Origin of the sequence: Hamadaea tsunoensis DSM 44101, from assembly GCF_000428945.1 — a bacterium.
GTDB classification, from domain to species: domain Bacteria; phylum Actinomycetota; class Actinomycetes; order Mycobacteriales; family Micromonosporaceae; genus Hamadaea; species Hamadaea tsunoensis.
Map to the genome: position 1 here is coordinate 222,805 of NZ_AUAX01000008.1, position 18,477 is coordinate 241,281.

Genomic DNA, 18,477 nt, shown 5'->3' on the forward strand with positions numbered 1-18,477 from the left:
CCGTTTCGCAAACCGGATCGCGGGATAATCACCCGCGTGGAGATGTCATTCGGCACCCAGATCTGCGGGGACCTCGTACAGGGCGGCAACCGGGAGTGGCTGATCGCCGACGGTCTCGGAGGCTACGCCACCGGAACGGTCAGCGGGCTGCGTACACGCCGGTATCACGGTCTGCTGATCGTGTCCGGCCGGCCGGCCGCCCGCCGCCATCTCGGACTCGCCGCGCTCGACGCGGTCGTCGTGCTCCCCTCCGGCGCGGAGGTACGCCTCGGCGTCCACGAGTGGGCCGGCGGCGCGATCGAGCCCCGGGGGCACACCCTGCTCGCCCGGTTCGACCTGACGGACGGCGTACCCCGCTGGCGGTGGCAGATCGGGGACGTCGTCATCGAACGGGAGATCGCGATGACGCCGGGTACGCCCTGCGTCGCGATCGTGCACCGCCGCATCGCCGGGCCGCCCGTCACCCTGCGCCTCGAAGCGCTGTGCACCTGGCGGGACGCGCACGGCGAACGGACCGCCGCCGGACCGGCACCCGTCGTGGAGTCCAGTGCGGACGGGGCCGTGGTCGACGGCGCGTACCGGTTGCGCGGACCGGACTGGACGCCCGCCGGCGAGTGGTACCGCGGCGTGCGCTACCGCGTCGAGGCCGAGCGCGGCCTGCCGGACTCCGAGGACCTGTGGCTGGCCGGGAGCTTCCACGGCGTACTCGATGACGTCCTGGAGGTGACGGCGACGGGTGACCTGGGCACGCAGCCGCCGCCCGCGACGGCGATCGTGGCCGCGACGCGCGCCCGGAAGCTGACCGGGCTGCGGCGGGCCGCCGACCAGTTCGTGATCGCGGGGCCGGACGTGGTCGCGGGGTACCCGTGGTTCGGCGCGTGGGGCCGCGACACGATGATCTCCTACCACGGCCTCTTCCTGACCACGGGCCGGTACGCCGAGGGCCGGGCGCTGCTGTCGCACTACGCCGGGACGCTGTCCGAGGGCATGATCGGCAACACGGCGGACGGCGGGCAGACCGAGTACAACACCGCCGACGCGACGCTGTGGTTCCTGCACGCGGTGGACCGGCACGCGCGGATCGCCGGGGACCCGGACCTGCCGGAGCACCTGCGCAGCCAGATCAAGTCCGTGGTGGACGCCCACCTGCGCGGTACGCGGTTCGGCATCGCCGCCGACCCGTCCGACGGGCTGCTGAGCCAGGGCGCCGACGGGCAGGCCCTGACCTGGATGGACGCCCGGGTGGACGGGCGGCCGGTGACCCAGCGGGCCGGCAAGGCGGTCGACATCAACGCGCTGTGGGTCAACGCCCTGGGCGGCCTGGCCGACCGCTGGCCCGACGAGTACGCCGCCCTGCACGAGCGGGCCCGGGAGTCCTTCGGCAAGGTGTTCACGCGGCCGGACGGGCTGCTCTACGACGTGATCACGCCGGCCGGGGAGGCCGACCCGTCGCTGCGGCCCAACCAGCTGCTCGCGTGGTCGCTGCCGTTCGCGCCGCTGCGCCCGGACCCGGCGGCCGCGGCCCGGGTGGCGTCGGCCCTGCTCACCCCGGTCGGGCTGCGCAGCCTGGCCCCGGGCGACCCCGCCTACACCGGTACGCACAGCGGGCCGCCCGCCGTGCGGGACGCCGCGTACCACCAGGGGACGGTGTGGCCGTGGCTGATCGGGCCGCTCTGGGACGCGGCCGGCGGGACGCTCGACCGCGCCCTGCTCGACGGCCTGCACGCGCACCTCGGCGAGTACGGGCTCGGGTCGGTCAGCGAGACGGCGAACGGCGACGCGCCCCACGAGGGGACGGGCTGCCCGTTCCAGGCCTGGTCGGTCGCGGAGCTGCTGCGGATCACGGAGTCGCTCACCTGACCCCCCGCTCCCGCCGCGCCGAACCGCGCCGGGCCGCGCCGCCCGCCGCGCGGGGCCACCCCTCGACGATCTTGCGCGAATGTCTCGAAATCCGTCCACTTTGCCGGATAGGCCCGAACATTCGCGCAAGATCGTCAGAAAGAAGGGGGTCGGCGGAGGGCAGGATCGGGGAATGGCGACCGGAAAAGCGGGCGACATGGCACCCTCGTAGAAATGCCGCGAAGCGGACAGGCAAGATGAACGTTACAAGTCGGAAACCAGAACGTCGTCGCAGATAGCAGTGCATCCGCAAGGATGGGAACTACCCCGTTGATATGGCCGGCACCTGCTGGGGTGACCGGCGCGTCGCCGCGCGGGGTCGAGCAGACCGGGGGCCGGAATGTCGATTGTTTTGTCCACCTCCCCTCCACCGCCGTCGTTGACAGCGACGGCCGCGTCGTTGACACCGACCTTCCAGGAACCCCGGTTCGCGGCGATGCCTCCGCTGCCGCCGGTGGCGCCCGGAGACCAGTCGAGCCTGCGCATCCTGATGCTGTCCTGGGAGTATCCGCCCCTCGTCGTGGGTGGACTGGGCCGGCACGTCCACGCCCTCGCGACCTCGCTCGCCGCCATCGGCCACGACGTCACAGTGGTCACCCGGCACGCGCCCGGCTCGCCGCTGACCGAGATCGCCGAGGGCGTACGCATCGTCCGCGCGCCCGAGGATCCGGTCACCTTCCCGCTGGCGACCCCGTCGCTGCTGGCTTGGACGATGGCGTTCAACCACACGCTGACCCGGGCCGCCCTCAAGGCCGCCGAGGGCGACGAGCCCTACGACGTCATCCACGCGCACGACTGGCTCGTCACGCACACCGCGGTGACCTTGAAGGAGCACCTGGGCGTACCGCTGGTGGCGACGATCCACGCGACGGAGGCCGGCCGCCACCAGGGCTGGCTGCCGGAGGAGATGAACAAGTGCATCCACTCCGTGGAGTGGTGGCTGACCCAGGAGGCCGACCGCGTCCTGTGCTGCTCGGAGTACATGAAGTGGGAGATCTCCAAGCTCTGGTCGCCCGCCGACGACCGGATCGAGGTCATCCCCAACGGCGTCGACGACCGGGCCTGGTACGCGCCGCCGGACAAGATCGCCCAGGCCCGGCGGCGGCTGGCCGGCAAGGGCCCGCTGGTCGGGTTCGCCGGGCGGCTGGTCTACGAGAAGGGCGTACAGCACCTCGTGGAGGCGGTCCCCCGGTTGCGCCAAGAACACCCCGGACTGCGCGTCGTCATCTCCGGCGACGGGCCGTACCGGGGTGAGCTGCAGGAACAGGCCGCGAAGCTGCACCTCGGCGCGACCGTCGTGTTCACCGGCTTCCTCAGCGAACGCGAGCTGCCGGCGGTCTTCGGCGCCACCGACGCCACCGTCGTACCGAGCCTCTACGAGCCGTTCGGCATGGTCGCCCTGGAGGCCGCCGCCGCGGGCGCGCCACTCGCCGTCGCGGCCACCGGCGGGCTCGCCGAGATCGTCGAGCCCGGCGTCAGCGGCCTGACGTTCCCGCACGGCGACACCGACGCGCTCGCCTGCGCCGTCGGCCGCCTGCTCGCCGATCAGCCCACCGCCCGCCGGATGGCCGAGCACGCCCGCGGCCTGCTCCCGCAACGCTACGGGTGGCGGGGCATCGCCGCGCGCACCGCGGCCGCGTACCGGGCGAGCGGCAGGTCCGTGCGGGTCGGCGTCCGCACCGGGCTCGCGCAGCTCACGGTTCCCTCCGGCAATCTGCTGTACGCATGAGGCCGTCCGACCTCGACCTGCACCTGCTCGCACAGGGGCGGCACGAACAGCTGTGGCACGTCCTCGGCGCGCATCCCGCCGGCGGGGGCTGCGACTTCGCGGTCTGGGCGCCGCAGGCCCGCGAGGTACGCGTACTCGGCGACTTCTCGGGCTGGGGCGAGGGCGACGGCACCCGGCTCGAACCGCTGGGCACGAGCGGGGTCTGGTTCGGCCACGTGCCCGGTGCCGGCATCGGCCAGCGCTACAAGTACAAGATCCACGGCGTCGACGGTTCGTGGACCGACCGGGCCGACCCGATGGCGCAGCGCGCCCAGACACCGCCGGACACGGCGTCGGAGATCTGGTCGAGCGACTACCAGTGGGGCGACGACGCCTGGATGAAGGGGCGCGCCGGCGACCACCACCGGCAGCCGATGAGCATCTACGAGGTGCACCTCGGCTCGTGGCGGCCGGGACTGTCCTACCGGGAACTGGCCGACGACCTGGTCGAGTACGTGGCCGAGCTGGGCTTCACGCACGTCGAGTTCATGCCGGTGATGGCCCACCCGTTCGGACCGAGCTGGGGCTACCAGGTCACCGGCTTCTACGCCCCCGACGCCCGGCTCGGTACGCCCGACGACTTCCGCTTCCTCGTCGACCGGTTCCACCAGGCCGGGATCGGCGTGATCCTGGACTGGGTGCCGGCGCACTTCCCGAAGGACGACTGGGCGCTGGCCCGGTTCGACGGCGCGCCGCTCTACGAGTACGCCGACCCGCGCCGGGGCGAGCATCCGGACTGGGGCAGCCTCGTCTTCGACTACGGGCGCAACGAGGTGCGCAACTTCCTCGTCGCCAACGCCCGCTACTGGTGCGCCGAGTTCCACGCCGACGGGCTGCGGGTCGACGCGGTCGCCTCGATGCTCTACCTGGACTACTCCCGGCAACCGGGCCAGTGGGTGCCGAACATCTACGGCGGCAACACCCACCTCGAGGCCGTCGAGTTCCTCAAGCAGCTCAACAGCGCGATCTACACCGATCACCCCGGTGTCGCGATGATCGCCGAGGAGTCCACCGCCTGGCCCGGCGTCTCGCGCCCGGTCGACTGGGGCGGCCTCGGCTTCGGCCTGAAGTGGAACATGGGCTGGATGCACGACACCCTCGCGTACGCGGTCAACGATCCGCTGTGGCGCGGGGACCACCACGACGAGCTCACCCTGCCCGGCCTGTACGCCTTCGACGAGCAGTTCCTGCTCCCGCTCAGCCACGACGAGGTGGTCCACGGGAAACGGTCGCTGGCCGCCAAGCTGCCCGGCGACCGGTGGCAGCGGATGGCGGGGCTGCGCGGGCTGCTCGCGTACATGTGGGCGTTCCCGGGCAAGAAACTGCTCTTCATGGGCGGCGAGATCGGCGTCGAACACGAGTGGAGCGAGCAGTGGGGGCTCGACTGGGCGGTCCTCGGCGACCCGCTCAGCGGCGGCCTGCGGCGGCTGGTCGGCGACCTCAACCGCGTCTACCGGGACTCCCCCGAACTCTGGGAGCTCGACGGCACCCCGAGCGGCTGGGAGTTCCTGCGCTCGGACGCGTACGCCAACGTCGTCGCGTTCGCCCGGCGCGGACCGGACGGCTCGCGGATCGTCTGCGTGGCCAGCTTCTCCGGCTGCCCGCACCCGGACTACCGGCTGTGGCTGCCCGCGGCCGGCCCGTGGACCGAGGTCGTCAACACCGACTCCGTCCACTATGGCGGGTCCGGCCTGGGCAACCTCGGCAGCGTCCGGGCGGCCCCCGACGGCGAGGCGACCGTCTGCCTCGGCGCGTACGCCGTCGTCTGGCTGGTTCAGGCAGCTCACAGGCGGCACTGACACCATTCGGACAAGTGGATCATATCGTCGCCGGTATGACTACTACCGATCCCTATGGCGACATCGCATCGCTGCAGACGCCGCGGGCGGACACGGATCCGGCCCAGAGCCCGAACCTGGGCGAGGATCCGGCCCCGCGGACCGCGCCCCGCCGGCCGTTCTGGGTGAAAGTGGCGGTCGGAGTGGCGGGGCTGGCGGTCGCCTTCGGCGCCGGTTTCGCCACCTCCTCAGCCACCCAGGGTACGGACGGCAACGGCGTGAACGGCGGCGTGAACGGCGGCCCCGCCGGCGTGACCAACGGAGAGTTCCCCGGCTTCGGCCAGAACGGCGGCGGCTTCGGCGGCCAGACCGGCGGCGGCTTCCCCGGCTTCCCCGGCGGCCAGAACGGCACCGGCCAGAACGGGACCGGGCAGAACGGCACCCAGGACGGCACCGTCTCCGGCACCGCCCAGGGCACCTGACCGGCCCGCAAGATCCCGTTTGGATCAGGGTTTCGCACGTGATCATGGCCCAAGATTCGGGTGATTTCCCTGATCCAAACGGGATCTTGCGGGCGGGACGGGCGAGACGGCGGGACGGCGGGACGGGCGGGACGGCGGGACAGGCGCGGTCAGCGGGTCGCGCGGGGGCGGGCCCGGCCCCGCCGGGCTGACGGACGGGCCGACGCGCCGGCCCGCGCCGCCTCCGCGAGCACCCGCGCCAGCTCGGCGAACCCGTCGCGGACCAGGCCGACGGTGACGCGGACGTGGTCGGTCGCGAGCGGCGTCACCTCGAACGGGTCGCCGGGGGCCACCGAGATCCCGTGGGCCGCCAGGCTGACCATGGCCGCGTGCTGGTCCGCCACGGTGAGCCAGAGGTTGATGCCGTCGTCGGCGGTGGCGGCCGCCCCCTCCTGGGCCAGGGCCGCGAGCAGCGCCAGGCGCCGCCGCGCGTACTCGGAGCGGGCTTCTTCGAGAAGGAGCGCGGTGGACGGCGCGGTGAGCAGGTCGAGCAGGACGTGCTGCAGCAGGCGGCTGGACCAGCCGGGGCCGAGCATGCGCCGGTCGATGACCGGGGCCAGCAGCGCGGTGGGACCGCCGACGGCGGCGAGCCGCAGATCGGGGCCGAGGCTCTTGGCGAAGCTGTGGACGCGCAGCGTCCGGCCGGGCAGGTGGGTGCCGAGGGAGACCGGCGGCGCGCTGGTGATCTCGGCGGCGTGATCGTCCTCGACGACGACCACCGCGGGATGGCCGTCAAGGACCGAGGCCAGGTCCCGTACGCGGGTCGCGGTCATGCTGACGCCGGTCGGGTTCTGGGCGCGCGGCTGCAGGATCAGCATCACGGGCCGCAGGTCCAGCGCCTCCGCCAGCGCGGCGGGCTGGATGCCCTGCTTGTCGAGCGGCAGGCCGACCGGCGTCGCGCCGACGGCCTCCAGCAGGTCCAGGATCGGCGGGAACGACGGGTTCTCGACCAGTACGCGATCGCCGAAGCGTACGCACGACCGCACGATCCGGTCGATCGCGTCGAGCGCCCCGTCCAGCACGGTGACCTGCTCGGGCGGCGACGGCCAGCGCTCCCGCAGCAGGGTCTCCAGCACGGGCAGCACCGGATCGTCGAGGTAGCTGGTCGTGCGGACCTTGGTGCCGTCGCCGAGCCGGCGCAGCGTCTCCGCGAGATCCGGCAGCAGATCGTGGTCGGGTACGCCGGTCGACAGGTCGGTCGGCAGCGAGGTCAGCCCCGGTGAGATCCGGGTGTAGCGCAGCCGTGCCCGCAACCGGTCGCCGGCGAGCACGACCGTGCCGGACCGGCCGTGGGTCGAGATCAGGCCGGCGCGGCTCAGCGACGTCCACGCCTCGCTCACCGTCGTGGGGCTGACGCCCAGTTCGCGCGCGATGCTGCGGACCGTGGGCAGCCGCGTCCCGGCCGGCAGATCGCCGCTGTGGATCAGGCGGCTGACCGCGGCGGCGATGCCGTGCGCGCCGCGGTCGGTCACCGCCTCCGTGATCAGCTGCAACACCTGTCGCTCCCGCCTGGAGACCGTCCCGACCGTCCATCATCCGGTACGCGACGCGCCCGTGGGGTGCCCCTCGCCTTTCGGCGGTCCCGGGCGGGAACGGTCGGGGCGGCGGGAGTCACGCCGGGAGCGGGTCCTCGGAGCGCGACTGGTCGAGAGTGGTGTAGCCGAGCCGCTCGTAGAGGCGCCGGGCGACCTCGTTGTGGCCGAAGACGTTCAGCGCGAGGCGCCGGTCGCCGCCCTCGATCGTGCGCTGCTCGCCGGCCAGCATCGCCGCCCGGCCGTAGCCCTTGCCCCGCGCGCTCTCCTTCACCTCGACCCCGAACACCCACGCCGTCCCGGGCGAGTACGCGTGCTTCAGCCAGATCGAGCCGACCGCGGTGTCCCCGTCGGCGATGGTCCAGATCGACTGCCCCTCGGTACGCGTACCCTCCGGCAGCAGCTCGTGGAACTGCTTCTCGGAATGCGCCTGGGCGGCCTCCGGCGTCATCAGCCCGTTGAGCACGAACGACTCCGCGTACCCGTCGACCTCCTGTGCGTACCAGCCCTGGTATTCCTCGTCGGTCATCGGGCGGGAGACCAGGCCGTCGGCCAGCGCCGGAACCTCCGTCAGGCTCTTGATCATGCGCTGGGCGCGTACCGGATAGGCGGCGAAGAGCGCCTGATGCACAGGATCACCACCGTTGACCGACATCGACAGCGGCAGCCCGCGCTCGTGCGCCCACTCCTCGGCCAGCCCGACCGCCGCCCGCCCGATGCCCTGCCGCCGGTGACCCTCGTCCACGTGGACGTCGTCGAGCCGCGCCTCGGGCGTACCCATGTCCTCGCCCTGGCACAACGCGAGAAAACCGACCGGCTCGCCGTCGACCAGGAGCCGCAGCACGGGAGCGTCCACCGCGTCGGCCCGCCGGCGCAACCGCTGCTCCATCCGCGCGTCCTGATCCCACGGCGCCAGCATCGCCTCGATCCGCCGCTGCCACAGGTCCTGCCACTGGTCGACTTCGGCGGCGGTGGCCGCGCGCGTCCTCACTTCAGCCATGCGCTGAACGATACAAGTCGGCGGCCAATCCCAAGATCCGTCAATCAAGTTCAAGATCCTTTTAAGATCATTATGTCCCGGGTTCGTCGACCTCACCTCCGCTCCTCCCGCGGGAGACCGCTCCGCCCCCTCGCTTCGCTCCGGGGACTCCACTGCCAGGTGAGCGGGGCGACGCATCATCCACCGCTGTTCGGTCACTGCTCCAACCCAACCCCGCCCGGCCCTTTGTCGTGACTGTCCGATATGCATGTCGGACACTCGCGACAGAGCTCGGAGCGAACTATCGACGGCCGCATCATCGGCAGCGAGGGCGGTTCAGCCTTTGGTCATGGTGAACTCGGCCGGCAAAGGGTCGCGAGTCGGCGCCGGGCGACGGTGAACGATGCGTCGCCCCACTGTGCCGGCAGTGGGATCTCGAAGGTGCCTGAAAAGATCTTGATGTCCCCCGATACGCTCTCCATCATGTACGCGGCACGCATCCGCCCGCCGGGCACCGGCCGCTGGCTGGACCTGACCGGGCCGGGCGGCGTTCCGGCGGGCTGGGTCGCGATCGTCGGGCCGAACGGCGCCGGCAAGAGCGTGCTGCTGGAGAACATCGCGGCCGGCGCGGCCGATGTGGAACTGGCCGGCGGCGGTGGTCCCGCGCTGTTCTACCGCGACGACCGGCACCTGTCGGGCCTCGACCGCCTCGCGGCACTGTCCGACGACATCGCCCGCCGGCTGGCCGCGGAGCCCGCCGGGCTCGTGCTCATCGACGAGGTCGAGGCGCATCTGCACCTCTCCGCGCAGCAGGAGGTCGGCTTCCTGCTCACCGCCCGCTTCCCCGCCGTGCAGTTCATCGTGAGTACGCACAGCCCCTACGTCTGCCAGGCGGCGGATGTGATCGTCCGGCTGGATCCGGCCTACGTGGCCGACGACGATCTCTGGGCGCGGGCGGCGTACGGCAGCGGGGACGACGCCGCCCTGTCGGATCTGTTCGGCCTGGCGTCGCCCTACTCCGTTCCCGCCCGCGAACTGCGCGAGGAGCTCGTACGCCTGGAGATGGCCGTGCTCGACGGCACGGCGGACGGCATCCAGCGCGAGCGATTCCGCGACCTGCAGGCCCTGCTGACCAGTTCGCCGTCGGCGCGGGCCGAAGAGGTGAAGGCGCGGCTGCGGCAGCGGGCGGCGTCGCGGGGCGGTCGACCGGGCGGGACCGGATGATCAGGTTGCAGCGGCTGGCCCTGCCGGCCGACGCGACCACCCGCATGACCACCCATACCGGAGAGATCGCCGGAATCCCCCACCAGCGACGATCCGCCGCGGCCCGCAAGATGTGGAGCGGCGACCGGACGCTGCGCGCGGTCATCCGCGCCCGGCTGGCCGAGATGGCGCCGGGCCTGGAGCGCTGCATGTACTGCGGCGACAACCAGGGGTCCGATGTGGACCATTTCGAGCCGTTGTCGCGCAACCCTTTGCGTACCTTCGACTGGCTCAATCATCTGCTGGCCTGCTCGATCTGCAACAGCCACTACAAGCGGGACCGCTATCCGCTCGCCGCCGACGGTACGCCGCTGCTGGTCGATCCGACGGCCGAGGATCCGTTCGACCACATCCGGCTGTCGCTGACCGTCGGCGCGTACGCCCCGTTGAGCGACCGCGGCGCGGCGACGATCGAGGTGTGCGGGCTGAACCGGCCGGTGCTGACGCGCGGGCGGCTCGCGGCGCGGACCGCGGTCGAGCGGGCGCTGCGGATGTGGGACCGGGCCCGGACCCTCGGCGACCCCGAACTGGCCGACGAGATGATCGTGACCGTACGCGAGCAGCCGTTCGCCGACGTGTGCCAGGCGATGCTGCGGACGGTGGACCGGCCCGGGGCGGCCGACGTGCTCGCCCCGGAGATCCTGCGGTTGCTGCGGTCGAGTGCGCTGCGCCGCCGCCTGCTGGCCTGAGCGGCCCGCCTATCCGAGGACGCGGGTCAACTCGATCGCGTAGTCCTGGGTGTTCTCGACGAGCTTGTCGCCGTTGCAGGCGAAGTACTCCGGCCCGACCGAGCCCCGCAGCGGCTCCGAGTCGATCTGATGCCCGTTGCGCTTCCAGGTGGTGGTGCCGGACCCCTTCGGATCGGCGTAGAAGATGATCCCCGGCTCGGTACGGTAGCTCCAGGTGATCTTGCCTTTGTTGATCACCGTGTAGGTGTCGCCGTTCGCCTTGCCGGTCTGGGTGCTGCCGGTCGGCCCCATGTCCAAAGTGATCTTGCCGTCGGCGGTGAACCTCTGGATGCGACCGCTGGTCTTCAGCTGGACGTCGACCCCGTTGATCGTCGCCGAACCGGTGTGCGAGGTCTCCCGCCAGGTGCCGACCAGGCACGCGGCCCCGCTCAACGGCTCCTCCGAGGAGACCTCGCCGGTCGGCGCGGCCGAGGGCTGCAGCCCGCCGGGCCCGGTCGCGCTCGGCCGCGGCGACGGCACGTCGCCCTGGTCCTTGTCGTTCTGCCGCTGGATGACGAAGATCCCGCCGCCGATGCAGCAGACGCTCAGCAGAACGGCGACGACGCCCCCCGCGATGATGAACGGCAGCGGATCGCGCTTCTTCGGCGCCACGGGCGGCGTACCAATCGTCACCGTCGAACTCTATCCGGCTCCTCAGGGCGCGGTGAAGAACCCTCGGAGCGTACGCGCGACCAGCAGCGGGCCGCCGTCGTCCTCGGGCCCCTCGTGGGTCAGCCCGTCGAAGCTGACCCGGTCCGCCGCCGGCAGCACCCGTTGCAGCGTGTCGAGCGGCTCGCGCAGGAAATGCGGGCTCTTCGTGCCGTCGAGGAGCAGTACGCGCGGAGTCAGACCGGCGTACTCGGCCTGGGTGTCGGCCATCTCGCGGATGAGCTGGAAGTCGTAGCGCTCGGTGGGGACCAGCTCCCCGATGGTCTTGTCCAGCCGCAGTCCCACGGCGATCATCGGCGTCAGCACGGCCCGGGGCAGCCGGGTGAACAACGGGTCGGCCTCCAGTCCTCTCAGGACGGTGATGAGCGCGGCGGCGTTGCGGCCTTCGTCGATTTCGCGCTCGTAGCGGGCCATGAAGTCGACGGGGATCCCGCCGGCGATCTGCAGCGGCGGCTCGTAGAGCGCGATCCGGTCCAGGGCACCGGCGTCCGCCAGCGCCGTACGCAGCAGGACCAGGGCGCCGGAGCTGAGCCCGAACCCGAGCCGGGCGCCGGTCGCCGCGAGGATCGCCGAGACGTCCTGCACCTCCTTGTGCATGCCGTAGCCGTCGCCGTGCGGCCCGCTCATCCCCCGGCCCCGGCGGTCGGGCACGTAGACACGGAAGTCGGCGGCGAGCTCGGTGGCCAGCCGGTCGAAGTCCCGGGCGCTCTTCATCCCGCCGTGCAGGGCCACGATGCCGGGTCCGGTCTCGCCGTAGACACGCATGCCGATACGCGTACCGTCGGCCGACTCGATCTCGTGCTGTGAATGTTTCATGCCGCCAGCTTAGGTAAACTCGGTATACTTTTCAACCCGGTGTACTCTAGCCGGATGGTGGACGAGGTCGGACTCCGGGAGCGGCAGCGGCGGCGTACCCAGCAGGCGATTCAGGACGCGGCAACGGATCTGTTCCTGCGCTCCGGCTTCGACGCGGTCGGCGTCAACGAGATCGCGGCCGCGGCCGAGGTGTCCAAGCGCACGCTGTTCAAGTACTTCCCGAGCAAGGAGGACCTGATCGTCGGCTCGTTCGCCGACCACCAGGACGAGAACGCACGGGTGGTGGCCGGCCGGCCCCCGGGCCAGGATCCGCTGACCGCACTGCGCGAGCACTTCCTCGACGCGCTCGCCCGGCGCGACCCGATCACCGGGCTCGACGACCGGCCGCAGGTCCTGGCCTTCGTCGCCATGGTGCTCGCGACCCCGTCACTGCAGGCCCGGCTGCTGCTCTACCAGCTCGACGCGGAACGGGCGCTGGCCGCCGCGCTGGACGAGATCCAGCCGGACGCCGGGGTGGGACGGGTGGCGGCGTACCAGATCTTCGCCGTGCAGCGGGCGCTCGCCGACGAGAACCGGCAGGCCCTCACCGACGGCATCACCGCCGACGACCGGTACCCGGCGGCGGTGGCGGCCGCGACCCGCGCGTACGCCTTCCTCGCCACCGGCCTCGCGGCCGCTCTCGCGCCACGGCATTGATCACGGCCGAAGGCCGCGCACCTAGGACAATGGTGACTATCGTTTCGATGAAGTTACACCACTGTTGCTATGGGAGCGTTCCCATGCCATGATGACGGTCACTTCCTGATCCGCCGCCGCCCAGGTGCCACAGGGTGCGGTGGCGGAACAACGCCCTAGGAGTGTCCACATGAGATCAGTCCCCCTCCGCGGAAAGGTCCGGCAAGCCCTGCGCTCTCCCGTTCGCCGCGCAGTGGTCGTGGCCAGCGTGATCGCGCTGAGCTCAGCCGGTGTCGTCGCCATGGCCACCTCGGCCAGCGCCGCCGCCGGCTGTTCCGTGACCTACAACAACCAGAACTCGTGGCCGGGCGGTTTCACCGCCAACGTCACGATCACCAACCTCGGTGACGCGATCACCAACGGCTGGAACCTCGGGTTCGACTTCCCGGCGGCCGGCCAGGCCGTGCAGCAGGGCTGGAGCGCCACGTGGACCCAGTCCGGCCAGCACGTCAACGCTGCGAGCCTCGACTGGAACAAGGCCCTCGCCACCAACGCGTCGACGTCGATCGGCTTCAACGGCCTCTGGACCAGCAGCAACCCGGTCCCGACCAGCTTCACGCTGAACGGTGTCGTCTGCACCGGCGGCGTGACGACCAGCCCGAGCGCGAGCAAGAGCGCCTCGGCGAGCCCGTCGGCCAGCGCGAGCCGTAGCGCGAGCGCCAGCCCGTCGGCCAGCGCGAGCCGCAGTGCCAGCGCCAGCCCGTCGCCCAGCGTCAGCACCTCTCCCCCGCCGCCCGGAACCCACGTGGACAACCCGTACGTGGGCGCCACCGGCTACGTCAACCCGGAGTGGAAGGCGCACGCCCAGGCCGAGACCGGTGGAAGCCGCGTCGCGAACAACTCCACGGGTGTCTGGCTCGACCGGATCGCCGCCATCGCGGGCAGCAGCACCTCGATGGGCCTCAAGGCGCACCTGGACGCGGCCGTCACGCAGGACGCCGCCAACGGCAGCACCCCGCTGACGATCCAGTTCGTGATCTACGACCTGCCCAACCGCGACTGCTCGGCACTCGCGTCGAACGGTGAGCTCACGGTCGCGAACGACGGCATCAACAAGTACAAGACGCTGTACATCGACCCGATCGCAGCGCTCATGTCCCAGTCGGCGTACGCGAACCTGCGCATCGTGACGGTCATCGAGATCGACTCGCTGCCGAACCTCGTGACCAACACCGGCATCGCCGCCTGCGCCGAGGCGCAGTCGTCGGGCGCGTACGTCCAGGGCATCCAGTACGCCCTGAACAAGCTGCACGCGATCCCGAACGTCTACACCTACATCGACGCGGCGCACCACGGCTGGATCGGCTGGAGCTCCAACTTCGGCCCGACCGCCGACCTGCTCGCCTCGACCGCCCGCGGCACCACCGCCGGGTACGCGAGTGTCGACGGCTTCATCGTCAACACGGCCAACTACTCCGCCCTGCAGGAGCCGTACTTCTCGGCGACCACCTCGGTCAACGGGACGACCGTCCGGCAGTCGAAGTGGGTTGACTGGAACGACTACGTGGACGAGCTCTCGTTCGCCCAGGCGTTCCGCACGAAGCTGGTGTCCGAGGGCTTCTCCTCGAACATCGGCATGCTGATCGACACCTCGCGCAACGGCTGGGGCAACTGTGTCGTCAGCCCCTGCCAGTCGATCCAGACCACCCGGCCGACGGCCGCGAGCACGTCCACCAACGTGGACACGTTCGTCACCGAGTCCCGGATCGACCGCCGCATCCACGCCGGCAACTGGTGCAACCAGGCCGGCGCGGGCCTCGGCGAGCGGCCGCGGGCGAACCCGGCCACGGGCATCGACGCGTACGTGTGGATCAAGCCGCCGGGCGAGTCGGACGGCTCCAGCAGCCTGATCTCCAACGACCAGGGCAAGGGCTTCGACCGCATGTGCGACCCGACCTACACCGGCAACGACCGCAACGGCAACAGCCTGACCGGCTCGCTGCCCAACGCCCCCATCTCGGGTGCCTGGTTCTCGGCCCAGTTCCAGCAGCTGATGGCGAACGCGTACCCGCCGCTCTCGTAAGGGAGAACGGGTAAGGCAGGAAGCGGCCCCGGGGTTCCCGGGGCCGCTTTCCACATTCGGCGGCCGTCCACACCCCGATCTTCTGCCGACTCGCGACCGGCCCACGGCCGGACGAGGCTCACGGCATGCACCCCGCCCTCGCCACCGCACTCAGCCGTGGCCCAGTACGCGCGGCCTCCCTACCGGCGAACATGCCCGGCTGGGCGTTGACGAACGCCGTCCGCGCCGGGCACGTCGTCCGCGTCCTTCCCGGCGTGTTCGCCGCCGCCGGAACCACTCCGGATCTGGTCCGGGCGGCTGCCGCCTATGTGGACGGACGTGGCGCCGTCAGCCACACGACCGCACTCGGCCTGTTCGGATGGACACTGGCAGACGGGAGAGTGCACGTGACGGTGCCGCCCCGGGTCCGCCTTCAGGGTTCCGACCTGATCGTCGTCCACAGTCGCAAGGACTTCGAGGTCGAAGCGCCGTGGGTGGTCCGGCGCAAGGGTTTCGTCGTGACCAATATCGAAGACTCGCTGGTCGCGGCCTGGCCCCTCGGTACAGAACCGTGGCGTACGGGAGTGGTCGTGGAAGCGGTGAATTCCCGTAGGACGACGGCGCTACGACTCGCCACCGCGCTCGCCGGAGCTCCCCACCTGCCCGACCGCCACGCATTGCGGCGCATCATCGATCTGCTGGCCGGCGGCTGCCGGAGCCCGTTGGAGATCTTCGGAGCAGAGCGGGTCTTCCACGGCCTGCCCGGACTCCGCCGTCAGGCCCCGATCACGATCGGCGGCCGCACCCACTACCTCGACCTCTACGCCGAGGCCGAACGCGTCAACATCGAAATCGACGGGGCGAGCTGGCACGCACGATCTGACCAGCGTGAACGAGACCTTCGACGGGACGCGGCGCTCGCGACCCGGGGCATTCTCGTCGTACGGTTCAGTTATCGCCGACTCATCGACACGCCGGCAGCGGTCCGCCTGGAGACCCAGCGAATCCTGGACACGCGACGGGACGGCCCACGATCGACAGCGGCTGTCCTGTAATTTTCGACCGTTCGCCATGATCGATAACGCCGCACATGCATGGGAGAGCCCGATCCTGCATGGGGGACGCTATCGATCATGACGAAATGGCAGTTCTTACAGCCCAGACGCTGTTGATCATCGAGCGCCGGCCGAGCCGCGCGAGCAGGTGTCCTACAGCGACACTGCTCGTCCCGACGCGATCGACTCCTCCGCGGCTGCCAGCACCCGGACGACCTCGACCCCGAACGCGACGTCGCAAGGATGCCGTGGCACCCCTTCCCCACTGGCCGCGATCAGCTGGTCGACCGCGTTCGCGTACGCCTCGACGGCCGTCACCGACGGATCCGCGACGTCGAGAACACCGGTGCCGCCGAAGAACGAGGATCCGGAGAATCCGAGGTCGGCCGGCGCGTCGATCGACAGCATCAGCTCGCTGACCGCTCCGCCTTCGTGGGCGACGAGCACGTGGGCCGTTGCCGCCGCGCCGAGGAAAGCTGTCACCGAGGTGGCCGGGCCGAGGACGGGCAGGACCCGCGACAGCGCGTGCGGCCCGACGTCCCACAGGCCGCCGAACTCGTGGCGCCATTGCGACTGGGCGTACGGGCTGCCGGGGCGGTGGATCGAGCCGATCATGGCGGCCCGGGCGCCGATCCAGCCGCCGGTGGCGGCGGCCTCGTCGAGGGATGCCGTGATCGCGGGGTCGAACCGGCCGGTGAAGAAGACGACGCTGGCGATGTTGGTCTCGCCGGCCGCCGCGGCCACGTCCTCGGCCGCGGCGACCGTCAGCGCGAGCGGTTTGTCCAGCAGCAGGTGGCGACCGGCCCTGGCGGCCTGCGCCGCGAGGGGGGCCTGGACCGCGGGCGGCAGGGCGATCGCGACGGCGTCGACGTCCGCGAGCAGCGCTTCCATCTCCGCGTACGCCTTGGCGCCCAGCTTGTCCGCCACCCCGGCCGCTTTCGCCGGGTCGCGGCCCCACACGCCGACGAGGTCGGCCTCCGGGTGGGCGGCGAGCGCCCGGCCGTGCACGTTTTCCGCCCAGTAACCAGTGCCCACCAGTCCGAATCGCATGCGGAACACGGTACCGGGACTAGGGTGGGCAGAGTCTGTCAGGACTTCTGGAGGTTCCATGCGAGCCAAGGCACAGTTTCCCTACGACGCCCTGCCCGAGGTGCCGGCGTTCGAGGTGGTCAGCGACGACGTACGGGCCGGCGACGCGATGGCGATGGTGCACGTGCATCCGGGGCTGGGCGGTGAGAACCGCAGCCCGCACCTGCGCTGGTCGGGTTTCCCCGCCGAGACGGCCGGTTTCGCGGTCACCTGCCTCGACCCGGACGCGCCGACCGGCAGCGGATTCTGGCACTGGTCGGTGGTCGGCATCCCGGCGGGCGTCACGGAGTTGCCGGCCGGCGGTCCGCTGCCCGAGGGCGCGTTCTGCGTACGCAACGACTACGGCGAGCGTGACTACGGCGGCCCGTTCCCGCCGGCCGGTGACGAGCCGCACCGCTACATTTTCGCCGTGCACGCGTTGAAGGCGCCGTTGACGGACGTCGACGCGGACGCGACTCCGGCGGTGGTCGGCTTCAATCTGACGTTCGCCACGATCGCCCGCGGATTCCTGGTGCCGGTCTTCGGGCAGTAGGGCCGCCCGCTCTTCGACCGCCGGCTGGGATCAGTCGAGGTGCTTGCCCAGTTCGTCGGCGAGGGCCCCGGCCAGTTCGCTGAGCCGGGCGAGGTCGGCCTCGGGCAGTCCGGAGAAGCGCAGCCGGTTGGCCGCGGCGTGGTACGCCTTCGCCGCCGCCAGCCGGTCCGCGCCGGTCTCGGTGAGGTACACCTTGACCAGCCGCTGGTCTTCCCGGTCCGGGCCGGTACGCACGAGCCCCGACTCCACGAGCCGCTGGACGAGCCGGGTCGCGTTGCCGCGCGTACAGAGCATGAGTTCGGCCAGGCGGGTGACGGTCACACCGGCCTGCCCGGCCGGGTCGAGCAGGCCGAGCAGCGTGAAGTGGGTCGGGGTCAGCCCGACCGCCCGCAGCGCCCGCCGGTCGCCGTCGTCGAGCAGCACGTAGATCTGCTGCAGGCGCCGGTAGAGCTCGCTGTGCGGATCGGCGGTCACCGGACACCCCTCGCAGCTCATCGTCGCAGCTCATCGTCGAGGCGGTCCCCGGAGACCCCTCGCATCCTTATAGTTGACGCGTCACCCAAATGACGCGGCGAGACTACTCCCCGACCGCCCCGTCCGCCAGTTCGCGGGCGATGTCCAGGTGTCCGGCGTGGCGGGCGTACTCCTGCAGGACGTGGAAGTGGATCCAGGCCAGGGTCGGCGCCTCGGCAGCGGTGGCGAACCGGCCGCCGAGGGCCGCGGTGTCCGCGAGATCCGCACCGGCGATAGCGAGATGCGACCGGGCGGGCTGAGCGGCGTACGCGGCGAACACCTGGGTGCTGCTCATGTCGGCCGGGATCGCCCAGGAGTCTTCCGGACCGTGGTCGGCCCAGGGGTCGTCGAACGGGCGGCCGGCGAAGCCCCACTCGTACCAGCGGCGTTCCATGCAGCGCAGGTGCCACAGCAGGCCGAGCGGCGTCCAGCCGGACGGCAGCCGGCTGCCCCGCAGCTCCTCTTCGGACAGTCCTTCCAGCTTGCGCAGGATGACCTGCCGGTAGAAGTCGAGGTACGCCTCGAAAAGCTCGGCGGGATCGGCCAGGTGCTTGGGCGGCTCCGTCTCGGGGCCGAGCGTGAACTCCATGATCGGTGA

17 protein-coding genes are annotated in these 18,477 nt (G+C 71.4%); 10 read left to right on the top strand and 7 right to left on the bottom strand.

From position 1 onward, the window contains the following. Positions 1-42: 42 nt before the first annotated feature. From G401_RS0117195 to G401_RS0117210, 4 genes are all read left to right on the top strand, one after another. Complete coding sequence (locus G401_RS0117195; protein WP_034592027.1) at positions 43-1,860, top strand: amylo-alpha-1,6-glucosidase; 1,818 nt, start codon at positions 43-45, stop codon at positions 1,858-1,860. Positions 1,861-2,335: 475 nt separating this feature from the next. Continuing rightward, positions 2,336-3,628, top strand: coding sequence for a glycosyltransferase family 4 protein (locus tag G401_RS0117200; RefSeq protein ID WP_084557280.1), 1,293 nt, complete (start codon positions 2,336-2,338; stop codon positions 3,626-3,628). Then, positions 3,625-5,466 (top strand): 1,4-alpha-glucan branching protein GlgB, encoded by a 1,842-nt coding sequence (gene glgB / locus G401_RS46315; RefSeq protein WP_051366753.1) that lies wholly within the window; start codon positions 3,625-3,627, stop codon positions 5,464-5,466. Before G401_RS0117200 ends, glgB begins: the two co-directional genes overlap by 4 nt. Before the next feature lie 35 nt (positions 5,467-5,501). Continuing rightward, positions 5,502-5,927 carry a hypothetical protein gene (locus G401_RS0117210; RefSeq protein WP_027343488.1) on the top strand — a complete coding sequence of 142 codons (426 nt, stop codon included), beginning with the start codon at positions 5,502-5,504 and terminating at the stop codon, positions 5,925-5,927. Between the two features lie 149 nt (positions 5,928-6,076). On the opposite strand, the gene G401_RS0117215 is transcribed toward G401_RS0117210, so the two are convergent. Continuing rightward, complete coding sequence (locus tag G401_RS0117215; RefSeq protein ID WP_027343489.1) at positions 6,077-7,462, bottom strand: aminotransferase-like domain-containing protein; 1,386 nt, start codon at positions 7,460-7,462, stop codon at positions 6,077-6,079. Between the two features lie 115 nt (positions 7,463-7,577). Continuing rightward, positions 7,578-8,498, bottom strand: coding sequence for a GNAT family N-acetyltransferase (locus G401_RS52830; RefSeq protein ID WP_169734201.1), 921 nt, complete (start codon positions 8,496-8,498; stop codon positions 7,578-7,580). Positions 8,499-8,960: 462 nt separating this feature from the next. Between G401_RS52830 and G401_RS52835 the strand changes: the two genes are divergently transcribed. Both G401_RS52835 and G401_RS0117230 read left to right on the top strand, forming a co-directional pair. Next, positions 8,961-9,701: an AAA family ATPase gene (locus tag G401_RS52835; RefSeq protein ID WP_027343490.1), complete on the top strand. Its 741-nt coding sequence runs from the start codon at positions 8,961-8,963 to the stop codon at positions 9,699-9,701. Next, complete coding sequence (locus G401_RS0117230) at positions 9,698-10,429, top strand: HNH endonuclease (RefSeq protein WP_027343491.1); 732 nt, start codon at positions 9,698-9,700, stop codon at positions 10,427-10,429. The genes G401_RS52835 and G401_RS0117230 overlap by 4 nt, the downstream gene beginning before the upstream one ends. Positions 10,430-10,438: 9 nt before the next feature. Here G401_RS0117230 and G401_RS0117235 read toward each other — a convergent pair whose 3' ends face one another. Next, positions 10,439-11,101, bottom strand: coding sequence for a hypothetical protein (locus tag G401_RS0117235; RefSeq protein ID WP_157545813.1), 663 nt, complete (start codon positions 11,099-11,101; stop codon positions 10,439-10,441). Between the two features lie 21 nt (positions 11,102-11,122). Then, positions 11,123-11,953, bottom strand: coding sequence for an alpha/beta fold hydrolase (locus G401_RS0117240; RefSeq protein WP_027343493.1), 831 nt, complete (start codon positions 11,951-11,953; stop codon positions 11,123-11,125). A gap of 54 nt (positions 11,954-12,007) precedes the next feature. On the opposite strand from G401_RS0117240, the gene G401_RS0117245 reads away from it, so the two are divergent. From G401_RS0117245 to G401_RS46330, 3 genes are all read left to right on the top strand, one after another. After that, on the top strand, positions 12,008-12,649 hold the full coding sequence (locus G401_RS0117245; RefSeq protein ID WP_027343494.1) for a TetR family transcriptional regulator: 642 nt from the start codon (positions 12,008-12,010) through the stop codon (positions 12,647-12,649). Between the two features lie 169 nt (positions 12,650-12,818). Beyond that, positions 12,819-14,711 carry a glycoside hydrolase family 6 protein gene (locus G401_RS0117250; RefSeq protein WP_084557283.1) on the top strand — a complete coding sequence of 631 codons (1,893 nt, stop codon included), beginning with the start codon at positions 12,819-12,821 and terminating at the stop codon, positions 14,709-14,711. 125 nt (positions 14,712-14,836) lie between these two features. Beyond that, positions 14,837-15,745, top strand: coding sequence for a DUF559 domain-containing protein (locus tag G401_RS46330; protein ID WP_084557284.1), 909 nt, complete (start codon positions 14,837-14,839; stop codon positions 15,743-15,745). Positions 15,746-15,898: 153 nt separating this feature from the next. On the opposite strand, the gene G401_RS0117260 is transcribed toward G401_RS46330, so the two are convergent. After that, entirely contained in the window at positions 15,899-16,795 is an 897-nt protein-coding gene (locus G401_RS0117260) for a Gfo/Idh/MocA family protein (RefSeq protein WP_027343496.1), read from the bottom strand. Positions 16,796-16,853: 58 nt separating this feature from the next. Between G401_RS0117260 and G401_RS0117265 the strand changes: the two genes are divergently transcribed. After that, positions 16,854-17,366, top strand: coding sequence for a YbhB/YbcL family Raf kinase inhibitor-like protein (locus G401_RS0117265; RefSeq protein WP_027343497.1), 513 nt, complete (start codon positions 16,854-16,856; stop codon positions 17,364-17,366). 30 nt (positions 17,367-17,396) lie between these two features. Here G401_RS0117265 and G401_RS46335 read toward each other — a convergent pair whose 3' ends face one another. Beyond that, on the bottom strand, positions 17,397-17,840 hold the full coding sequence (locus G401_RS46335; protein WP_051366757.1) for a MarR family winged helix-turn-helix transcriptional regulator: 444 nt from the start codon (positions 17,838-17,840) through the stop codon (positions 17,397-17,399). A 103-nt stretch (positions 17,841-17,943) separates the two neighbouring features. Further along, positions 17,944-18,468 (bottom strand): DinB family protein, encoded by a 525-nt coding sequence (locus tag G401_RS0117275; protein ID WP_027343498.1) that lies wholly within the window; start codon positions 18,466-18,468, stop codon positions 17,944-17,946. Positions 18,469-18,477: the final 9 nt, after the last annotated feature.